We start from the raw sequence: 18,277 nt of genomic DNA, 5'->3' as shown, positions 1-18,277 counted from the left end.
TCTTTTGAACAATTAGCCGACCCGGTCGTTTTCCAACCATGTCCAACAAAGGAGAACAGCGATGGATTGGAACCGTGTTGAAGGCAACTGGAAGCAGATGAAGGGCAAGGTTAGGGAACAGTGGGGCAAGCTCACTGACGACGACCTCGACCAGATCAACGGCCGCCGCGAACAGCTCGAAGGCAAGCTGCAGGAACGCTACGGCTACGAAAAGGACCGTATCCGCAAAGATGTCGATACCTGGTACGACAGCCAGACCTGGCACTGATAACAATCCGATATCATAGTCTTCCACTCACATAGACTTGGCCCCGCTCACGCGGGGCTTTTTTTGTGTCCGCCATCAGCCGCGGCACGCCGTGTTGATGCAATGGCCGAATCCTGTTCTCCGTTAGATATCTTGGAACCGAGCACAGCGGATATACGAACCATGAGCACTGCGGAAAAACCAGATAAGTCAAACCCGGAGCTCCCGATGGGATATTCTGCGGTTCCCCGAGGCAAGCTTGCCAACGCCGTCACCTGCCTGGAAATGACCGAGAAGCCGCTGCCGAGGGAGGCAAGGAATATCGCAGGGCTTTCCCTGGAGAGGATGCCGGCGCCCGATCCGCAGACATACCGGCAGCTGTTCAGGGCGATCGGCGAGGACTGGCTGTGGGTTTCCCGGCTGGTCATGACCGATGAAGCGCTGAAGGCCATTATCGGCGACCCCCTGGTGGAGATCTACGTGCTGCTCTCGGACGGCCGGCAAGTCGGAATGCTGGAACTTGATTTTCGCCAGCCCGGCCAATGTGAACTGGTCTTCTTCGGCCTCAGCAAAAGCGCCATTGGCACCGGGGCGGGGCGCTATCTCATGAATCACGCCTTATCCATCGCCTGGGCGCATCCGATCGAGCGGCTCTGGGTGCACACCTGTCATTTCGACCATCCGAATGCACTGCCGTTCTATCAGCGGTCCGGTTTCAAACCCTATGCATTCATGATCGAGGTCGCGGACGATCCGCGACTGACCGGGGTTTTGCCGCGGTCGGCGGCGCCGCATGTGCCGATCCTCGAATAGGGCCGCGCCAGCACAAGAGCCTATCCGGAGCTCGGGGATAGAAGGCTGTAAAGGTTCGTTGGCGCACCGTGGAGCATGAGTTCGCGCTCGAAACCGAAGCCGCATTTCTCGAGAACGCGGCGGGATGCAGGATTGGCCGGCCGTACCAGGCCGATAATCCGCCGGGCACCCAGTTCGTTGAAGGCAAAGGCCAGAATGCCGGAAACGAGTTCGGTTGCGTAACCGTGCCCCCAGCTTCGCGGATCGAGGTGATATGAAAGGTTGAGAGCGTCGAACTCGTTCGACACGGTCACTCCGCCAAAGCCGATCAGTTCACCACCGGCGACGACTGCAAAGCGGCCAAAGCCATGCTGCTTCCAATGCGCCATGTCCCTTGCCAGTCGTGCAGCACTTTCCTCGGGGCTGTCCGGCTGGGGCACCGGTCGATGCGCCACCAGTTCAGGTTTTGCGAACAGTTCCGTCAGAAAGGGAAGATCCTCCAACATCGGCGGGCGCAGCAGCAGCCTGTCGGTGCGGCGGGTGTGGTTGTCGATCACAGCCGGCACCCGCCTTTGCCGGCCCTTCGCATGGCTTCGGGCGTTCGGTCCTGCAATCGATTCACTGGATCGATTGCTGCCGCTGCGCGGCACCGGCCTTTGCCGGCCCTTCGCATGGCTTCGGGCGTTCGGTCCTGCAATCGATTCACTGGATCGATTGCTGCCGCTGCGCGGCACCGGACCTCACCCACCCGTAACGCTCATGTGCCGGGCGACAGCCGGGCGTTTATGGGTGCGGTCGATGATGAAATCGTGGCCTTTGGGCTTGCGGGTGATGGCCTCGTCGATTGCGGCATGGAGCAGGCCGTCATCTTCGGTGGCGCGCAGGGCGGAGCGCAGGTCGGCAGCGTCATTCTGGCCGAGGCACATGTAGAGCGTGCCGGTGCAGGTGAGGCGCACGCGATTGCAGCTCTCGCAGAAATTATGGGTGAGCGGGGTGATGAAGCCGAGGCGGCCGCCGGTCTCCGCGACCCTGGTATAGCGGGCAGGGCCGCCGGTCTGGTAATCGATATCTTCAAGCGTAAACTGCTGTTCGAGATCGGCGCGCAGCTTGGAGAGCGGCAGGTACTGGTCGGTACGGTCTTCTTCGATCTCGCCCATCGGCATGGTTTCGATGACGGTGAGATCCATGCCGCGGCCATGCGCGAAGCGCAGCATGTCCGGCATCTCCGCCTCGTTGAAATCCTTCAGCGCCACGGCATTGAGCTTGATCTTCAGACCGGCCTTCTGGGCTGCATCGATGCCTTCCATCACCCTGGCGAAATCGCCCCAGCGGGTGATCTTGCGGAATTTGTCCGGATCGAGCGTGTCGAGCGAAACGTTGATGCGGCGCACGCCGCAATCAAAGAGTTCCTGCGCATGGCGGGCGAGCTGCGAGCCGTTGGTGGTAACCGTCAGCTCGTCGAGGCCGAAGCCGATCTGCTTTCCAAGCTGGCGCACGAGATGCATGATGTTCTTGCGCACCAGCGGCTCGCCGCCGGTCAGCCTGATCTTGCGCACACCCTTGGCGATGAAGGCGGAACAGAGCCGGTCGAGCTCTTCCAGCGTGAGCAGATCCTTCTTGGGCAGGAAGGTCATGTTTTCCGCCATGCAGTAAGTGCAGCGGAAATCACAGCGGTCGGTGACGGAGACACGCAGATAGGTCACCGCACGACCGAAGGGGTCGATCATCGGTCCTGCGCCAGCTACCAGCGGGGAGGCATTGCCAATCGTTCCGACACTGCTGTTCACGTCTGTCTCCGTACTCGTTTCAATGTGGGCATATGCTATTGTGGCGTCAAGGGAAACAGGCCGCGGCATCAAGCGAATTTGCGCTTGCGCCGAAAAAGATCAGCGCCTACTCCTCGCATCAGAAGAGGACATTGAGATGAGCGATATCTGGCCGACCGAAATCAGGATCTCGAAGGACCGCCAGAGGCTGGTGATAAGCTTCAATGACGGCCAGAGCTTCGATCTCTCGGCCGAGCTGCTGCGCGTACTGTCGCCCTCTGCCGAGGTGCAGGGGCACGGGCCAGGGCAGAAGGTCACGGTGCCGGGCAAGCGCAATGTCGCCATCGTGTCCGTGATCCCGACGGGCAACTATGCCGTGCGCATCGGCTTCGACGACATGCATGATACCGGCATATATACCTGGACATATCTGCGCGAACTCGGCGAACGCGGCTTCGAACTCTTTTCCGCCTATGAAGAAGAGCTCAAGGAAAAGGGGATGAGCCGCGATGTGACCGAACGGCCGCGATAGAGCTATACACTTTTGCTGGAAATGTTTTGAATATCACTGGCTGCCGGGGGGCACATGACGCAAACGCATAACAAGAGCTGGCTGCGGGCCCATGGGCATACCGGCAGCAGGGTCACATTCCTGGAACTTTTCTTCGATCTCGTTTTCGTCTTTTCCGTCTCCCAGCTCTCGCACGCGCTCTTTGCGCATTATACGCTGCTCGGTGCTGCCGAAGCCGCACTCATGATGTTTGCCGTATGGTGGGTGTGGATCTTCACCGCATGGGCCACGAACTGGCTGGACCCGGAGCGCATGCCGGTACGATCGATGCTGGTCGTGCTGATGCTGCTCGGCCTCGTGCTCTCGGCTTCCATTCCCGAGGCCTTCGGCGAGAAGGGTCTGCTCTTCGCCTCGGCCTATGTGTTGATGCAGGTCGGCCGCTCGCTCTTCACCACCTATGCGATGCGGGCTGCAGGCCGCTCGGCCGTCATCAATTTCGTGCGCATCACCATCTACCTTGCGGCGGCCGGTGTGTTCTGGATTGCAGGCGGTCTGCTGGAGCATGAAGCGCGGCTGATCTGCTGGGTGATCGCGTTGCTGATCGAATATACAGGACCTGCACTTGCCTTTGCCGTACCCGGTCTCGGCCGGTCGAAGACGGAGGAATGGGACGTTTCCGGCGCCCATATGGCAGAGCGTTGTGCGCTCTTCATCATCATCTGCCTCGGCGAGGCAATCCTCGTTTCCGGCCGCACCTTCTCGGAGATGGAATTTTCCGCCATCACCGGCGTCGTCTTCCTGATCGGCTTCATCGGCACGGTCGCCATGTGGTGGCTCTATTTCCGCTTCGGCCATGAGCGGGCGGCGCACCGTATCGAACATGCCGATACGCCCGGCAGTCTCGCGCGGCAGGCCTTCACCTACGCGCATATCCCTGTTCTTGCCGGCATCATCGTGCATGCGGTGGCGGTGGAATGGATGTTCGAGCATCCATATGACAGGGGCAGCCTCGCCATCGCTGCTTCCGTGCTCGGCGGCTCCGGCCTGTTCCTGGTCGGCAATCTCTGGTTCAAGGGCGCCACCAGCGGCCGCATGCCGCTATCCCATCTCGCCGGCATCGTCATCCTGATCCTCTGCACATTCTTCGCGCCCTTCATGGAAGTCTATGTGTTGGGCATCCTGGCGGCACTGGTGCTGATTGTCGTGGCGGCCTGGGAGTACAAGTCGCTGACGAAAGCGCCGGCCGGGCCGGCGCTGCACTGAGGCGGCTGGACAGTATTCCGATCCTGTGAGAAAACCGGCGCATGGAACAGGTTTGCGCCAACCGCCCGCTGATTATTCGCACCATCTTGTAAATGGTGGGTTTGCGCGCATAAAGCTTCCAGAATGCGACCCGCCGGCGAGGCGGGTTTTCTTTGTCCGTCGCCCGGCCCTACAGGAGACGGATATGTCATCTCATGAACTCAGAGACGTTATCGATGCTGCCGACCGCGCCATCATGGCCGAGGATTTCGATGCGCTGATGGATTTCTACGACGAGCAGGCGACACTGGTGGTCAAGCCGGGACTCGAGGTCTCGGGCAAGGAGAAGATCCGTGCGGCATTCGTGGCGATCGCCGATTATTTCAATCACTCGCTGAAGATCGCGCAGGCCAGGATGCAGATCGTCGAAGGCGGCGATACGGCGCTTGTCCTTGCCGAGGCGACACTGGAGACGACAGGAGCCAATGGCGCAGTCACGGCTATCACACGTCGCGCGACCTATGTCTTCCACAAGGTCGGCGGCAAATGGCTCTGCCTGATCGACAATTCCTACGGGACGGATCTGCTGGACGTGGCCTAGTCGTTATCAAGGCAATTCCGGACGCAAAGCTGCTGCACGGGTTGATGGAATTACCCTAATCCTCGTCCCTGAGATCCTGCAGCAGCACGCCGATGATGCGCTCCATCGAATCGGCCGTTGCCATGCATTGCTCGATCGGTTCTGCCGAGAGCGTGCGCTCGATGAGGGCGGTCTGGATCGCCATGGCCTCCTCGGTCAGCTTGCGTCCCTCGGGCGTCAGGTGCAGGCGCAGCACGCGCTTGTCGCGCTCGTCGTCGCGGCGCAGGATCAGGCCGCGCTTTTCCATCTGCGGCAGAAGCATGCTCATATTGGAGCGGCCGACCAGGAGCTTGCGGGCAAGTTCCTGCTGCGAAATGCCTTCGAAGCGGTAGAGATTGACGAGAATATCGAGATGCGGCGGCTTGATGTCGAGATCGGAGAGCGAGCGGGTGAGGGACTGCTGCATGAGCTGGCAGGCGCGAGCCACCGCGATCCAGCTGCGAAAACGCGGATGATCCCAGGGGAGGGATTGATTTTTGTTCATCGTTGTACTTTATTGTTCAGTGTTGAACATTATCGGAATCCTATCATGGCAAAATTTGCGCTGGAGGTCACGCGCCTCGGATTTTCGCTCATGCAAGCCGTTTCCCCACGCCTTGCCGGCGAGGCGGCCTTCCGGCTGTTCTGCCGAACGCCATCCGCCAAACCGAAAGGCGAGAAGGCCAAGGCAGCGTATGCAGCAGGTGTCGCCAGGCTGGCCAGCGCGGAGCAGTTCACGTTGCCCGTCGAAGGCAGGCGCGCGCATGCGTACCGACTGAATGGCGGGGCGCTCGGGCGGCGCAAGCGTTATCTCGTTACCCATGGCTGGGGCTCCGGCATGGCTTATATGGCCGATCTGGTGACGATGCTTGCCGGGACGGGCGCCGAAGTGATCGCGCTCGATTTCCCCGGTCACGGCCGCGCCGGCGGGCGCTTCCTGCATATGGGGCTGGCGGTCAAGGCGATTGCGGCGGCGGAAGCGCGTTTCGGACGGTTCGATGCGGTCATCGGCCATTCCTTCGGCGGCGCCGCGCTGATGGTCTCGGCCTCCGCCATTCTGCCGGACATAAAGCCCGTCTCGTGCGAACGCATGGTGCTGATCGGCTCGCCGAGTGAAATGCAATGGCTGTTTACCGATTTCGGACGGATCCTGCGGCTGAAATCGGCCGCACAGGCCGCGCTCGAGGATGCCGTGCAGCGTATCACCGGCCGGAGACTAGAGGATTTCGACGCGGGAAAAACGGCAGCAGGCATCGGCAAGCCTGTGCTCGTCATTCATGCCGAGGACGACAAGGAAGTCAGCGCCGCCCACGCGCGGCGCTATGCGGCTTCGGGCAGTCACGTGCGGCTTTCCTGGGCGAACGGCTTCGGCCACCGGCGCATCATGTCGGCAGGAACGGTTCTCGGCGAAGTCGTGGCTTTCCTTGCCGACGAAGACATCAAAAAAGATGCTGAGATCATTCCGATATCAGAGCTTCCGGCGCGGCGCGCATCGGTGTAGCGTCCGGCCGGCCGCAAGTCAGGCGGCCGATACCATGGCAGGACACAGATGAAGATCATCAGCACGATCGAAGAGCTCAATGCGATCTATGGAGGCGGGCTGTCGCAGGCTTCGGTCGACAAGGTAACGAAGGCGCTGACACCGCTCTACCGTGGCATGATCGAGATCTCGCCCTTCGTGGCGCTGGCAACTATCGGGCCTGAGGGGCTCGATTGTTCGCCGCGCGGCGATATCGGCGGTGTGGTGCGTATCGTCGACGATACCACGTTGCATCTGCCGGACTGGCGCGGCAACAACCGCGTCGATTCGCTCTCCAACATCGTGCGCGACCCGCGCCTCTCGCTGATGTTCCTCGTTCCCGGCTCGAACACGGTGATGCGCATCAACGGGCGCGGGGTAGTGTCCAATGACGAGGCGCTGCTCGAAAGCTTCGAGATGGACGGCAAGCATCCTCGCACGGTCATCGTCATCAGCATCGTCGAGGTCTATTTCCAGTGCGCCCGCGCGGTGATGCGCGCCGAGCTCTGGAATGCCGAACATTTCGTCGACCCTGCCAATCTGCCGACGCCCGGTCAGATGCTGAAGGATGCGGTTGGGGATTTCGACCACGAAACCTACGATCGCGAATGGCCGGCGCGGGCTGCGAAGACGATGTGGTGAGGGGGTTGCTGCGTAAGGATTGTTTTAGAGGCGACAAGGAACCCGCCCCAAACCCTCCCCACAGGGGAGGGCTTAATTTGCGGCCCCCGCTCTCTAGACCTTCGAGGTTTGAGAGGAAGTAAGGAGTTAGCCCCTTCCACCTGTGGGGAGGAGTTGGGGAGGGGCCTTGCCGTGATGTCGTGAGGCTGCTTCCCTCCTCGGAAACAGCACAGCTTCCGACGCCGTCTTTACTCCATCAATCACAAGCGGCGCCCTGTACACCTCAGGCACCGCAATTCCCAATCTTCCATGCAATGCCACGGCGGAGCGCGGCAGAAACGGCAAGAGGCAGCGCGCCACCACCGCCAACGCATAGACCTGCTCGGCAATGCAGGCACCGAGGCGGTCGCCGGTCGCTTTCCTCTCCGCCGTCGTCAGATCCCCCGCAAGTGCCTTTGCATCTACCCACGGTGCACCCTTGGCGAAGCGCCGGTTCGCCTCGCCGACGAAGGCGAAGATATCCGCAAGGCCGACATGCAGCTCATAAGCGTCGAAGGCCTCAGCCACTTTCGCTGGAAGCCGTGCCGCCTCCTGCGTGAAATCACTCTTCTGCAGGGGCGGAGCGACCCCTTCGAAAGCTGACGAGACCAGTGCCAGGACCCGGTTGGCGAGATTGCCGAGCTGGCCGCCGAGCTCTCCTGTCCAGGCTGCCTCCAGACGCTCGGCCGAGAAGTCGCCATCATCGCCCGAGCGGATATGCCGGAGCAGGTAATAGCGCAGCGCATCCGGCGTGCCATAGGCATCGATGACGCTATTGGGATCGATGCCATTGCCGGCCGATTTGCCGATCTTTCTGCCGTCGACCGTCACATAGCCATGCACAAGGATCGACGACGGTGGCGGCAGACCGGCCGAGAGCAGGATGGCCGGCCAGTAGATGGCATGGAACTTGGAGATGCCCTTGCCGACGACGTGGATGCGCTCACCGCCAGCGGTCCAGTAGCGATTGAAGAGCTCTTCATCGGCGCCATGACCGAGCCCGGTCAGATAGTTTGCCAGCGCATCGAACCAGACATAGACGACCTCATCGCTCAGAGGCACGGGAACACCCCAACCGCGCGCCCGTTCGGCGCTACGCGAGACGCTGATATCCTCAAGGCCGCGCCGAAGCAGCGCCAGCACTTCGTTGCGCCGGTGGGCCGGCACGATCTTCAGTCCGTCGCTCTCGATGAGGTGCAGCAGCCGGTCGCCATAGCGGGAGAGGCGGAAAAACCAGTTCTCCTCCCGCACCAGTTCGAGCGGAATGCGGTGCTCGGGGCAGCGCCCATCGATGAGTTCGGATGGTTCATAAAACTGCTCGCAGCCGACGCAATAGAGGCCTTCATAGGCCTTGCGGTAGAGGTCGCCATTGTCAGCACAGGCATTCCACAGGGCATGCACGCAGGCGACATGCCGCGAGTCGCGCGAAGTGCGGACGAACTCGTGGTTGGAGACATCGAGCCGTATCCCCAGCTGTTCGAAGCGGTCGGCATTGGCATTGACGAAATCCGCCACAGGCAGGCCGGCAGCCTCCGCCGAGCGAACGTTCTTCAGGCTGTTGTCATCGGTACCGCACTGGAACCGCACATCGCGGCCGAGCAGTCGGAAGTGGCGCGCATAGGCATCGGCCTGCACGAGTTCGAGCGCAAAGCCCACATGCGGGGCAGCGTTCACATAGGGGATCGAAGTGGTAATATAGATCTTGTTCATCTGTTGATCCTTTCGAGGGCTAGCTGCCCCGCGAGACGGATCGACTCATGAAAAGACCGCCTCGAGGGCGGTCGCTGGTGCATTATGGACGCACGAAACCCGCCACGCTATGAGCGCGGCATCATCATCACCGACGTGCTGATCACGGTTCTGTCCATGCGGAATTGGTAACACCTGGAGCCGCATCCGACAAGCCGGCTGCTTTCGACGCATTGTCAGCTATTCTGCGGTGGCTTGATGCGTGGAGGAAGCGATGGCGACGGAAAGCGTGAGGATGGGTGGCTGTATGTGCGGCGCGGTGCGCTACGAAGTCGAAGGCGAGCCATATCAGTCCGGGCTCTGCCACTGTACCAAATGCCGGAAGCTGACGGGCTCGATCTTTTCGGCCACAGCGAACTGGCGGCGCTCGAAGTTCAAGATGGACGGTGAGATCAGCACCTACGACAAACGGTCGTTCTGCCCGATCTGCGGCTCTCGGCTGTTCTTCATGCTCGACGACGCTGTGGAAGTCTTCATCGGCACCCTGGATCAGGCACCGAACGACATCCACCCGATGGTCGAAGTCTGGACTATCAGGCGCGAATCCTGGCTGCCCGCTGTACCCGATGTCCGGCTCTATGACGAAAACGAGCATGCGCCTGAGCCCTGACCTTGCTACCTGAGCCGCCGGCATCGCGCCGGATTCACCAGTTGACGCGCAAGCCGACCTTGCCGTTCCAGGCGTAGTTGTCGCCGTCGAAACTCGTACTGAAGCCGACGTTGCCATACAGCGAGGTGTTGTTCGACACCTGTCTCGTTCCCCCGACGCCAACCTCGATCCACGTCTCGTCGAGATCGGTCGAGAACGGTACATATCCATCCGCCGACGAGATCTCCGTCTGCGCCTTTGCAGTGAACTCGTGCCAGAGGTTGACCCGTCCCCATATCGTCGCAAGGCGGGCAGGCTCCGTGGCTGTCGCTTCTTTGGCCTCCCAGGTGCGGGCGATCCGCGCGCCGATGCGCCCAGCCAGGGAGTTCAGCTCGTCGTAGCGGATATCGGCCGCACCGTCGTTGAAGTCGCCCATGTGGATGGTCTGCCAGACGACCTGCGCCTGCGGCTCGAGCTGCCACCCATTGCCAAGGTCGAAGGGGTAACCGCCTTCGAGGGAGGCGGCGAAACCGAAGCCGTCTACATCCTGATCCGGAAGCCCGAACTCGGTGGCTCGGTTCGATCTGGTCGTCATGTCGTACCAGGTGCCCTGCAGGACGCCGTCGAGATACCAGCCGTTCTCGCCGAAGCGCGTCCAGTAGCCACCGACGGAAAATGCATTGAACTCGTTCCGGCCTGCATCCCTGGTTTCGATCAACCTGTCCTGGGTCACATCCATCACGCCGCGACCGTAAGCGAGATACATGCCGGCATGGTCGGTGACGCTGCCCGTCTCGCTCCTATAGAAGTCGAGCCCTCCCTGCATAGCGCCAAAACGATAGTCGAATTCCGGTGCGCCATCGTAAATGCCGTTCGGGTCGCCGTCACGATGCCCCCAATGGCCGATGCCGCGCATCCAGAAGCCGTTAAAAGTCTCATTCCCTCCGCCGTCGTCCCGGCTGCCGAGTTGCTCTTCCTCACCGACGCGTTCGTGCAGCGTATCGATCAGGTGCCGTCCGTAGATCGCCCCCATCGCGGGTATCGCGGCATAAAGAGAGACTTCGGGACGGTAATCGGGCGTCGGTTCCGGCCCCGGCCCGGGAGGAGAGGGTGAAAGGTCCGACCGGAGGTACCAGTTCTGCGGACCTGAGGCGTCGAGGCTGCTGCGGTAGAGCGAATACTCGTAGGGACCTGCGACCGCCGGTCCGGCGAGATGGAATGCTCCGCTATCGGTCACGCCCCCGCTGATGGCGTCGACGACAAGGATACCGTTCCCGGTCGTCAACGCGCCGCCGCCGGTGGTGTCGGAAATCAATAGACCGGTCGTCCCCGTCGCAGTCCCGCCGTTTATGATCAGGAGGTCGGACGGCGACCCGTCTGCAGCGAGATAGGTGTTCAGTCCGATGCGGCCCGCGTTGCCGGCGTAGTTCACGGCCGTCAGCGTCTTGTAGGCGCCTCCCGCGGGATCGCTGAACTGGATCAGGCTGTCGTCGTTGGAAAGGGCGGTGATGTTGGAATTGCCGGTGAGGTTCCATACCGTCCCGTCGAACAGGGCGACATTGGACGTGCTGCCGGCCGCCGTGACGGCCGCCCCTGTCATCTGCGAGCCGAAGGCGTCGAGAGCGAGCGTCGCACCGCCACCGATTTCGAGGGCCAATGGATTTCCGATGATCGATGAATTGATCAGATCCACGTTGAAGACGGCGGTAGCGCCAAACGCCAGGATGGCCGACGAACGAGACGACGTTATATCCGCACCCGTGATCGTTGCGGTGTTGGTGCCCGGGCCGCCATAGATCGCCCTGGCGCCGCTGCCTGCCGTCTCGATCGAGCCGCCGTTCATCGTAAGGGCGCTACCGCCGCTGAGATACACGCCATAGGCGGAAGTCCCGGTGGTGCTGACCGCGGTGTTGTTCAACGTCACGGTTGCGCCGGTCGCGGTTTGGACGCCTATGGAGCTGCTGCGTATCGACGAGTCCGTCAGAGAGAGAAGGCCCTGCTGGACGTAAGCTCCCTGCACTGTGTTGGACGTGACTGCCACACCGGTCCCGATGATGCTGGAGTTTGGATTGACCCAAAGAGCCAGACCGGACCCAGTCTCGACAATGCTGTTTTCGAGCGTAACCTGGCCGCCGGTAAAGGCGGCCACGCCTGTGCCAGTCAGAGCTCGAACGGAGCCGTTCGTCATCAGGATGCGGCCGTTCGTGCCGGCGATGAGGCCGTAACCGATGTTCTCCGTCAGAACGTCCGTGCCGATGGCCGTCACCAGGCTGCCGGCACCGGAGGAGACGATCCCATCGGCCTGGCTACCGGTGGTGTGGATCGTGGTGCCGTCGAAGAGATAGATGCGAGAATTCGAGAGCGCCTGAGCGCCGATGGCGCTGCTGCCGCGGGTTATGATCGTCAATGGAGAGAAGCTCTGGATCGTGCCGTTATTGCGGGCCCGCAGGGCGATGCCGGCGTCTCCGTTGATCGTGCCCATGTCGATCACGCCGCTGGCGATGACGGTGGTGCCGTCAGCGAAAACCTGCTGGGCACGCGCCATATGCGGCCAGGACGACGCCAGGAAAGCCGCCGAAGACATCAGGAACAGCAACAGGCTGTTGAATGGTCTTCTTTTCCTCGGCGATTCCGCCAACGACAGATTGAACATCAGCATCTCTCCGTCACTTATGCGCGAAGATTAGCTCATGTCTTCCTGCTAAAGGAACCTTGTTACCGTAAACGTGTATCGCCTCAGCGTAACAAAAACGAAAAAATGTAGACCTTTCCTCGACTTATCCCGATGCTGAGTCTGTGGTCAAACGGACGTAAATGGGAACTTTCGCGATTCAGCGGCGACTAAAACACTGAAAGGTTGATTCTTTGCGCCTGGCGGAGCGCCTATCAGAACCCGGTGATGAAGATGCGACATAGCGGTCGCTCAAGCGAGTAGGCTCTTCAGTAGAATGTCGATTTGAAGGGAACGATGGCCGAGCCCATGCCAGCGGCGTCTCCTGCTATGTCTGACACTATGAGTTTCGGGTGCGGGCGAGGCACGCCGTAGCGCGGGCGTCCGAAAAGTTCGGTGCGTTCGCTCAGCATCTGCGCCAATCCCGGCGGCACCTGGCCGCCGAAGACGATCGCCTGCGGGTCGTAGATCGCCCAGATGGCATTGACGAGACGGTTATAGGCGGGGGTGATCTCCTCGACCCATTCCACGACGCCTGGCCATTTCGGATCGAAATGCTTGCGCAGATAGGGGATTGACGGCACGTCGACATTGTGGCGCTTCAGCTTCTCCAGGAGCAGCTGCAGGGCGGGGCGGCGGGTGGTCTCCTCATCGTCAAACATGCCCGAGAATTCGCCGGCATTGCCGTTACCGCCGGCCAGGAGTTCGCCGTCGTTGATCAGGCCGCCGCCGAAGCCGTAGTTGAAGCTGAGATAGGCGAAATGCTTGATGAAACGCCCGACGCCGAACATCGCCTCGGCGACTGCGCCGGCGCTGCCGCCGTTCAGGAGCCAGACGGGCTTCTTGAAGAGATCGCTCAGGAGAGGCCCAAGCTCGATCAACGACCATTCATGCAGCGGCATCGAGGCATTATATTTTGTCCCTGATATCAGAGCGCCGGCAATGCCGAAGCCGATGCCGAAGAAGGTCTCGTCATCGAGGCCGTTCAACTGCTGCAGTTCGGCGATGCGGTCGCGCACGCGATCCAGCGCCTGGTTCATGCTGAGCTCCCTCAGCGAGATGTCGCTTTCGCCGAGCACATTGCCTGACAGGTCCACCAGGCAGATATCGACCACGTCGGAATTGACGGAAATGCCGACCGAATAGGCGTGGCGCCCGTTGAGGCTGAGCATGGGGCTCGGCTGGCCGCGGCCGAGGCCGGGCTTGGGAGACCCCAGCGAAACGATACCGCGCTCGACGAGCTGGTCGATGATGCGATGGACCGACTGCTGCGTAAGGTCGGTGTGGCCGGTGATCTCGGATCGTGACAGGCCGGGATTGCGCCAGATGAGCTTCAGCAGGCTGCGCTCATTCGCGGAGACGACGATTTCTTCTCCCGGACGCCGGAAGCGGGCAGCAATCAACGGTTCAGGAGAATAAGGCATCACGCACCTCGAATATACTACAAAAGTGTAAATGCAACATAGATGGCAACCGCAGGTGCCTAGATACCGGGCCCCGCGTAACCGATCAAGCCAAATCTCGTCATCCAGTTGTTACACACAAAGTGTATTAAGCCGCCGTTGACGATCCGGACGCTGGTCCGGCGGGTCTCACATTTCAGGCGAGGGTATTATGAAGATCTCCATTCTGGTGGCTGCTGCCGCCCTGATGACGGCTGCGTGTAGTTCCGCGCAGGCTGCAAATTTCGAATTTTGGTACGGCAATACGGGAAGCGTCGAGAAGGCGATCCTGGCACAATGCGACACCTTCAACGCGTCGCAGTCGAAAGACCATGTGACCTGCGTCGGGCAGGGCAGCTATGAAGTCTCCATGCAGAAGGCGATTGCCGCCTACCGCTCCAACAAACATCCGGTGCTGATCCAGTTCTTCGATGCCGGCACGCTCGACCTGCTTCTGTCGGATGCCGTCGTTCCGGTTCAGGATGTACTGCCCGATGTCAACTGGAACAATTACATCAAGGGCGCGCGCTCCTATTACGAAACGTCAGGCGGCAAGCTCTATTCGCAGCCCTATAATGCTTCGACGCTGCTCTTCTACGTCAACAAGACGGAGCTCGAGAAAGCCGGCGTCACCGAGATGCCGAAGACCTGGGAAGACATTATCGAGGCTGCCCGCAAGCTGAAGGCATCAGGCCATGAATGCCCCTATGTCACCAATGGCGAGCCCTGGTCGATGTTCGAGCAGTTCTCCGCCCGTCACGGCCTGCCGATCGCCTCCAAGCATAATGGCTATGATGGTCTCGATGCCGAATATGTCTTCAACACAACCTTCTTTGCAAAGCACCTGCAGAACCTGATCGACTGGCGCAAGGAAGGCCTGGTCAAGATCGCCAGCGACACCAAGGCCGGCAACTATACGGCCGCATTCAATTCCGGCGAATGCGCCATGATGGAAAATTCCTCCGGCTCCTACACGGACTCTGCAAAGGCCTTTGCCGGCAAGTATGAGCTCTCCGTCGGCCTGACGCCGATGTACAAGGGCTACGAGCGCCACAACACTTTCGTCGGCGGCGCGTCCATCTACATCATGAAGGGTCACGACCAGGCCGAGATCGATGGCGCCAAGGTCTTCCTCGACTTCCTGCGCAAGCCGGAACAGCAGATGTTCATGACGGCTTCGACCGGTTACGTGCCTGTCACCAATGACGTGCTCGACGCCATCGCCAAAAGCCCGGATGCCCGTACCACCAAATATGCGACGGCCGGTGTCGGCATCGAATCCATGAACGAGCCGGGCACGCCCGATACACGCGGCATTCGCCTCGGCTTCTACGTGCAGTTCCGCTCGATCCTTATAGAGGAAACGCAGAAGGCATTTGCGGGCACACAGACCGCGCAGGTCTCGCTCGACAATGCCAAGAAGCGTGGCGACGAACTGCTGCGCCGCTTCGAGCAGACCTACAAGACGGCAAAGCTGCCCTGATCCCTGGCCGGTGCGGCGCTCCCCGTCGCCGCACCGGGCTTCCTCGAAATGGACATGCGTGATGACGTCGGAATCCTCGCTTTTCAGCCATCGCTGGCTGCCGGCTTTGCTGGCCGCACCCTTGCTGCTGTTGATCCTCATCTTCTTCTATGCGCCGATCGTGCAGGCCTTCTATTGGTCGTTCTTTCTGGAAAGGCCATTCGGCGGCGGGTCGGAATTCGTCGGCTGGGATAATTTCCGCCGCGTGCTTGCCGACCCGGAATTCTGGAATGCCGGTTGGCGCACAGTTATCTTCATGGTCTTTGCCTCGTCGCTCGCCGTCGCACTGCCGCTGATCCTGGCGGTTGCCGCCGACCGAAAGATCCGTCTGTCGCTGACAGCGCGTAACGTGCTTGTCTGGCCGAAGGGGGTGGCGGGAGCTTCGATCGGCGTCGTCTTCGCCTTCATCTTCAACCCGTTCGTCGGCATTCTGGCGCCAATCAACCATTTCTTTCCGGGGGCGTGGGCGCCCGGCCTCGATGGCACTGACGCATTCATCACACTCATCGTAGCCCATGTCTGGGGCGGCATTCCCTTCAATTTCGTCATCCTGCTTGCCGGCCTGCAATCCATCCCGCGCACCATGTTTCAGGCGGCGGCCATGGATGGGGCAGGGCCGTGGCGGCGCATTTTCGACGTACAGCTGCCGCTGATCATGCCTCAGCTCTTCCTGACGCTGGTGCTGGAGTTTACCGAAAGCGTCACGTCGGCCTTCGCGCTGATCGACACGATCACCAAGGGCGGTCCGGGCGGCGCCACCAATCTGCTGGTCTACAAGATCTATACCGATGGCTTCAGCGGCTACGATCTCTCGGGCGCTTCCACGCAGACGGCCATCCTGATGGTCTTCGTCGTCATCCTGACAGCCGCGCAGTTCCTGCTTCTCGGCCGTAGCGTCAATTATGAACGGTAGGAGAGAGCCATGATCGAAAATGCCCGCTCGCTCAATTTCGTCGCCAGCGCCATCCTGCTTATCGGCATCGTCTTCATTCTCGGGCCTCTCTATCTGACGCTTGCCAATGCATCACAGTCCTATGAGTTTCTGCTTCGCAACGGGCTTGCCTGGTATCCGGGTGATCAGTTCGTCGCCAACGTCACGCGTGTCTTCAACGAGACCCGCATTCCGATCCAGATGCTGAACAGCATGCTGGTTGCGCTTTACGATGCTTTCTTTACCTGCGCGCTGTCCTTCCTTGCGGCCTATGCGCTGGTCTATTTCCGCATCCGCTGGGCAGGTATTGCCTTCGCGGTGATCCTGGCGACGATCATGCTACCGATCGATATTCGCGTGATCACCACCTATCAGGTGGCGGCCAATATCTTCTCGCCACTGAATGGACTGCTCGATCTGATCGGGGCGAACGCCTTGATCGAAAGCCTGTTCGGCGCGCCACTTCACCTCGAACTCAGCGTGCTCGACACGCATTTCGGACTCGTGGCGCCGCTTGTCGCGCATGGAACCGGCACCTTCCTGTTCCGGCAGTTCTTCCGCACGCTGCCGTCCGATCTCTTCAAGGCAGCGCGCATGGATGGGGCAGGGCCGATCCGCTTCCTCTTCCACATCCTGCTGCCGATTTCACGCAGCAGCTTTGCGGCGCTTTTCGTGCTGACCTTCCTCAGCGGCTGGACGCAATATCTCTGGCCGCTCGTTGCCGCCTCGAAACCCGAGATGACCACCGCCGTCGTCGGTCTTGCACGGCTCGCGCCCGATATGGAGGGCGAGATTCCCGACTTTCCGATGATCATGGCGGGTGTCGTGGTCGTCTCGATCATTCCCCTTGCGATGATTGCGCTCCTGCAGCGCTACCTCGTGCAAGGCCTTGTTCTTTCGGAGAAATGACGTGAACGCCATCGATACCGCTATCCGCAGCGCGGCCACCAACATCACGCTCGCAGGCGTCACCAAGGCATATGACGCGAAATCGACCGTCATCCCGCCACTCGATGTCGAGTTGCGCGCCGGCGAATTCACCGTCGTTCTCGGCCCGTCCGGCTGCGGAAAATCCACGCTGCTGCAGATGATCGCAGGCCTCGAGGCCGTCAGCGGCGGCAAGATCCTTTTCGGCAACCGCGAGGTGCAGGGCCTGGAGCCGAAGCAGCGCGGCTGCGCCATGGTCTTCCAGAACTACGCGCTCTATCCGCATATGACCGTTTTTGACAACATGGCCTACAGCCTGCGTGTCGCCGGCCTGCCGAAAGCTGAACGCAGGGAACGTGTTGGCGCCGTTGCCGAGATGCTGGGACTGGCCGCCTATCTCGATCGCAAACCGGGACAGCTTTCAGGCGGCCAGCGCCAGCGTGTGGCGATCGGCCGGGCGATCGTACGCGAGCCCGGCGTGCTGCTCTTCGACGAGCCACTGTCCAATCTTGATGCGCAGCTGCGCCACGACATGCGCGTCGAGCTTGCCGACCTGCATCGGCGCATCGGAGCAACGACCGTTTTCGTTACCCACGACCAGGTGGAGGCGATGACGCTCGCCGACAGGATCCTCATCCTCAACAAGGGCAATGTCGAACAGTTCGATACGCCGAAGGCGATCTATCATCGCCCGGCCTCGGTCTTCGTCGCCAAGTTCATCGGCGCGCCGCCGATGAATATCCTGCCGGTGACATCAGACGGGTCCGTGCTGCGGCTGGCAGACGGGCAGGTGGTCGCCGAGTACCACAGGCCTGGCAATTTCCAGCTCGGCATCCGCCCGGAAGATATCGCCATCAGCGCCGACGGTAGGATCAAGGGACGCCTCAGGCATTTCGAGGATCTCGGCTCGCATTCGGTGCTGGCCGTCGATCTCGCGGGCACTTCCATCCGTATCGCCACGCCCTTCGGCGCGCAGATCGATGCCGCCACGGAACTTTCCTTTTCCTTCCCACGATCCCGCCTGCACCTGTTTGAAAGCGAAACGGGGCGCGCCATTGCGGATGCATTCGCCGGCCATTGAAAGACCTCT

The 18,277-nt window shown here is 60.9% G+C and carries 18 protein-coding genes; 12 read left to right on the top strand and 6 right to left on the bottom strand.

All coding sequences use genetic code 11. The annotated features are described in order from the left end of the window. The first annotated feature begins 61 nt into the window (after window positions 1–61). Entirely contained in the window at window positions 62–268 is a 207-nt protein-coding gene (locus FHT93_RS03150; protein ID WP_112547399.1) for a CsbD family protein, read from the top strand. Window positions 269–430: 162 nt separating this feature from the next. Then, a complete protein-coding gene (locus tag FHT93_RS03145; protein WP_183847492.1) occupies window positions 431–1,060 on the top strand; it encodes a GNAT family N-acetyltransferase in 630 nt (209 codons plus the stop codon). A gap of 20 nt (window positions 1,061–1,080) precedes the next feature. Here the strand turns inward: FHT93_RS03145 and FHT93_RS03140 are convergent, their stop codons facing one another. Together FHT93_RS03140 and moaA are read right to left on the bottom strand one after the other, a co-directional pair. Then, window positions 1,081–1,596: a GNAT family N-acetyltransferase gene (locus tag FHT93_RS03140; protein ID WP_348649756.1), complete on the bottom strand. Its 516-nt coding sequence runs from the start codon at window positions 1,594–1,596 to the stop codon at window positions 1,081–1,083. A 183-nt stretch (window positions 1,597–1,779) separates the two neighbouring features. Further along, entirely contained in the window at window positions 1,780–2,826 is a 1,047-nt protein-coding gene (moaA, locus tag FHT93_RS03135; protein ID WP_183846071.1) for a GTP 3',8-cyclase MoaA, read from the bottom strand. Between the two features lie 136 nt (window positions 2,827–2,962). Between moaA and FHT93_RS03130 the strand changes: the two genes are divergently transcribed. The 3 genes from FHT93_RS03130 (at window position 2,963) to FHT93_RS03120 (ending at window position 5,159) form a co-directional block, all read left to right on the top strand. Then, window positions 2,963–3,337, top strand: coding sequence for a DUF971 domain-containing protein (locus FHT93_RS03130; protein WP_112547419.1), 375 nt, complete (start codon window positions 2,963–2,965; stop codon window positions 3,335–3,337). Between the two features lie 54 nt (window positions 3,338–3,391). Further along, window positions 3,392–4,579 (top strand): low temperature requirement protein A, encoded by a 1,188-nt coding sequence (locus tag FHT93_RS03125; protein ID WP_112968291.1) that lies wholly within the window; start codon window positions 3,392–3,394, stop codon window positions 4,577–4,579. Window positions 4,580–4,763: 184 nt separating this feature from the next. Further along, the gene (locus FHT93_RS03120) at window positions 4,764–5,159 is read left to right on the top strand and encodes an SgcJ/EcaC family oxidoreductase (RefSeq protein WP_183846070.1); all 396 of its coding nucleotides are present in this window, start codon (window positions 4,764–4,766) and stop codon (window positions 5,157–5,159) included. A 55-nt stretch (window positions 5,160–5,214) separates the two neighbouring features. Here FHT93_RS03120 and FHT93_RS03115 read toward each other — a convergent pair whose 3' ends face one another. After that, on the bottom strand, window positions 5,215–5,682 hold the full coding sequence (locus FHT93_RS03115; RefSeq protein WP_112547394.1) for a MarR family transcriptional regulator: 468 nt from the start codon (window positions 5,680–5,682) through the stop codon (window positions 5,215–5,217). A 45-nt stretch (window positions 5,683–5,727) separates the two neighbouring features. Between FHT93_RS03115 and FHT93_RS03110 the strand changes: the two genes are divergently transcribed. Together FHT93_RS03110 and FHT93_RS03105 are read left to right on the top strand one after the other, a co-directional pair. Then, window positions 5,728–6,678: an alpha/beta fold hydrolase gene (locus tag FHT93_RS03110; RefSeq protein WP_183846069.1), complete on the top strand. Its 951-nt coding sequence runs from the start codon at window positions 5,728–5,730 to the stop codon at window positions 6,676–6,678. A gap of 48 nt (window positions 6,679–6,726) precedes the next feature. Then, window positions 6,727–7,338: a pyridoxamine 5'-phosphate oxidase family protein gene (locus FHT93_RS03105; RefSeq protein WP_183846068.1), complete on the top strand. Its 612-nt coding sequence runs from the start codon at window positions 6,727–6,729 to the stop codon at window positions 7,336–7,338. Between the two features lie 126 nt (window positions 7,339–7,464). Here FHT93_RS03105 and FHT93_RS03100 read toward each other — a convergent pair whose 3' ends face one another. Next, the gene (locus FHT93_RS03100; protein WP_183846067.1) at window positions 7,465–9,066 is read right to left on the bottom strand and encodes a methionine--tRNA ligase; all 1,602 of its coding nucleotides are present in this window, start codon (window positions 9,064–9,066) and stop codon (window positions 7,465–7,467) included. Window positions 9,067–9,319: 253 nt separating this feature from the next. Between FHT93_RS03100 and FHT93_RS03095 the strand changes: the two genes are divergently transcribed. Then, on the top strand, window positions 9,320–9,715 hold the full coding sequence (locus FHT93_RS03095) for a GFA family protein (protein WP_113211662.1): 396 nt from the start codon (window positions 9,320–9,322) through the stop codon (window positions 9,713–9,715). A 34-nt stretch (window positions 9,716–9,749) separates the two neighbouring features. On the opposite strand, the gene FHT93_RS03090 is transcribed toward FHT93_RS03095, so the two are convergent. Continuing rightward, window positions 9,750–12,347, bottom strand: a complete 2,598-nt coding sequence (locus tag FHT93_RS03090) for an autotransporter outer membrane beta-barrel domain-containing protein (RefSeq protein ID WP_183846066.1) — start codon at window positions 12,345–12,347, stop codon at window positions 9,750–9,752. A 287-nt stretch (window positions 12,348–12,634) separates the two neighbouring features. Further along, a complete protein-coding gene (locus FHT93_RS03085) occupies window positions 12,635–13,789 on the bottom strand; it encodes an ROK family transcriptional regulator (protein ID WP_183846065.1) in 1,155 nt (384 codons plus the stop codon). A 190-nt stretch (window positions 13,790–13,979) separates the two neighbouring features. Here FHT93_RS03085 and FHT93_RS03080 point away from each other — a divergent pair, with 190 nt between their 5' ends. The 4 genes from FHT93_RS03080 (at window position 13,980) to ugpC (ending at window position 18,268) form a co-directional block, all read left to right on the top strand. After that, window positions 13,980–15,290, top strand: coding sequence for an extracellular solute-binding protein (locus FHT93_RS03080; RefSeq protein ID WP_183846064.1), 1,311 nt, complete (start codon window positions 13,980–13,982; stop codon window positions 15,288–15,290). 61 nt (window positions 15,291–15,351) lie between these two features. After that, on the top strand, window positions 15,352–16,242 hold the full coding sequence (locus tag FHT93_RS03075; RefSeq protein ID WP_183846063.1) for a sugar ABC transporter permease: 891 nt from the start codon (window positions 15,352–15,354) through the stop codon (window positions 16,240–16,242). 9 nt (window positions 16,243–16,251) lie between these two features. Further along, window positions 16,252–17,169 (top strand): ABC transporter permease subunit, encoded by a 918-nt coding sequence (locus FHT93_RS03070; RefSeq protein ID WP_113206327.1) that lies wholly within the window; start codon window positions 16,252–16,254, stop codon window positions 17,167–17,169. A gap of 1 nt (window position 17,170) precedes the next feature. Beyond that, window positions 17,171–18,268: a sn-glycerol-3-phosphate ABC transporter ATP-binding protein UgpC gene (ugpC, locus tag FHT93_RS03065; RefSeq protein WP_183846062.1), complete on the top strand. Its 1,098-nt coding sequence runs from the start codon at window positions 17,171–17,173 to the stop codon at window positions 18,266–18,268. The last annotated feature ends 9 nt before the right edge of the window (window positions 18,269–18,277 follow it).

Origin of the sequence: Rhizobium sp. BK379 (genome assembly GCF_014193955.1) — a bacterium.
In the GTDB taxonomy this organism is placed as follows: domain Bacteria; phylum Pseudomonadota; class Alphaproteobacteria; order Rhizobiales; family Rhizobiaceae; genus Rhizobium.
This window is presented reverse-complemented; position numbering and strand designations above follow the sequence as displayed.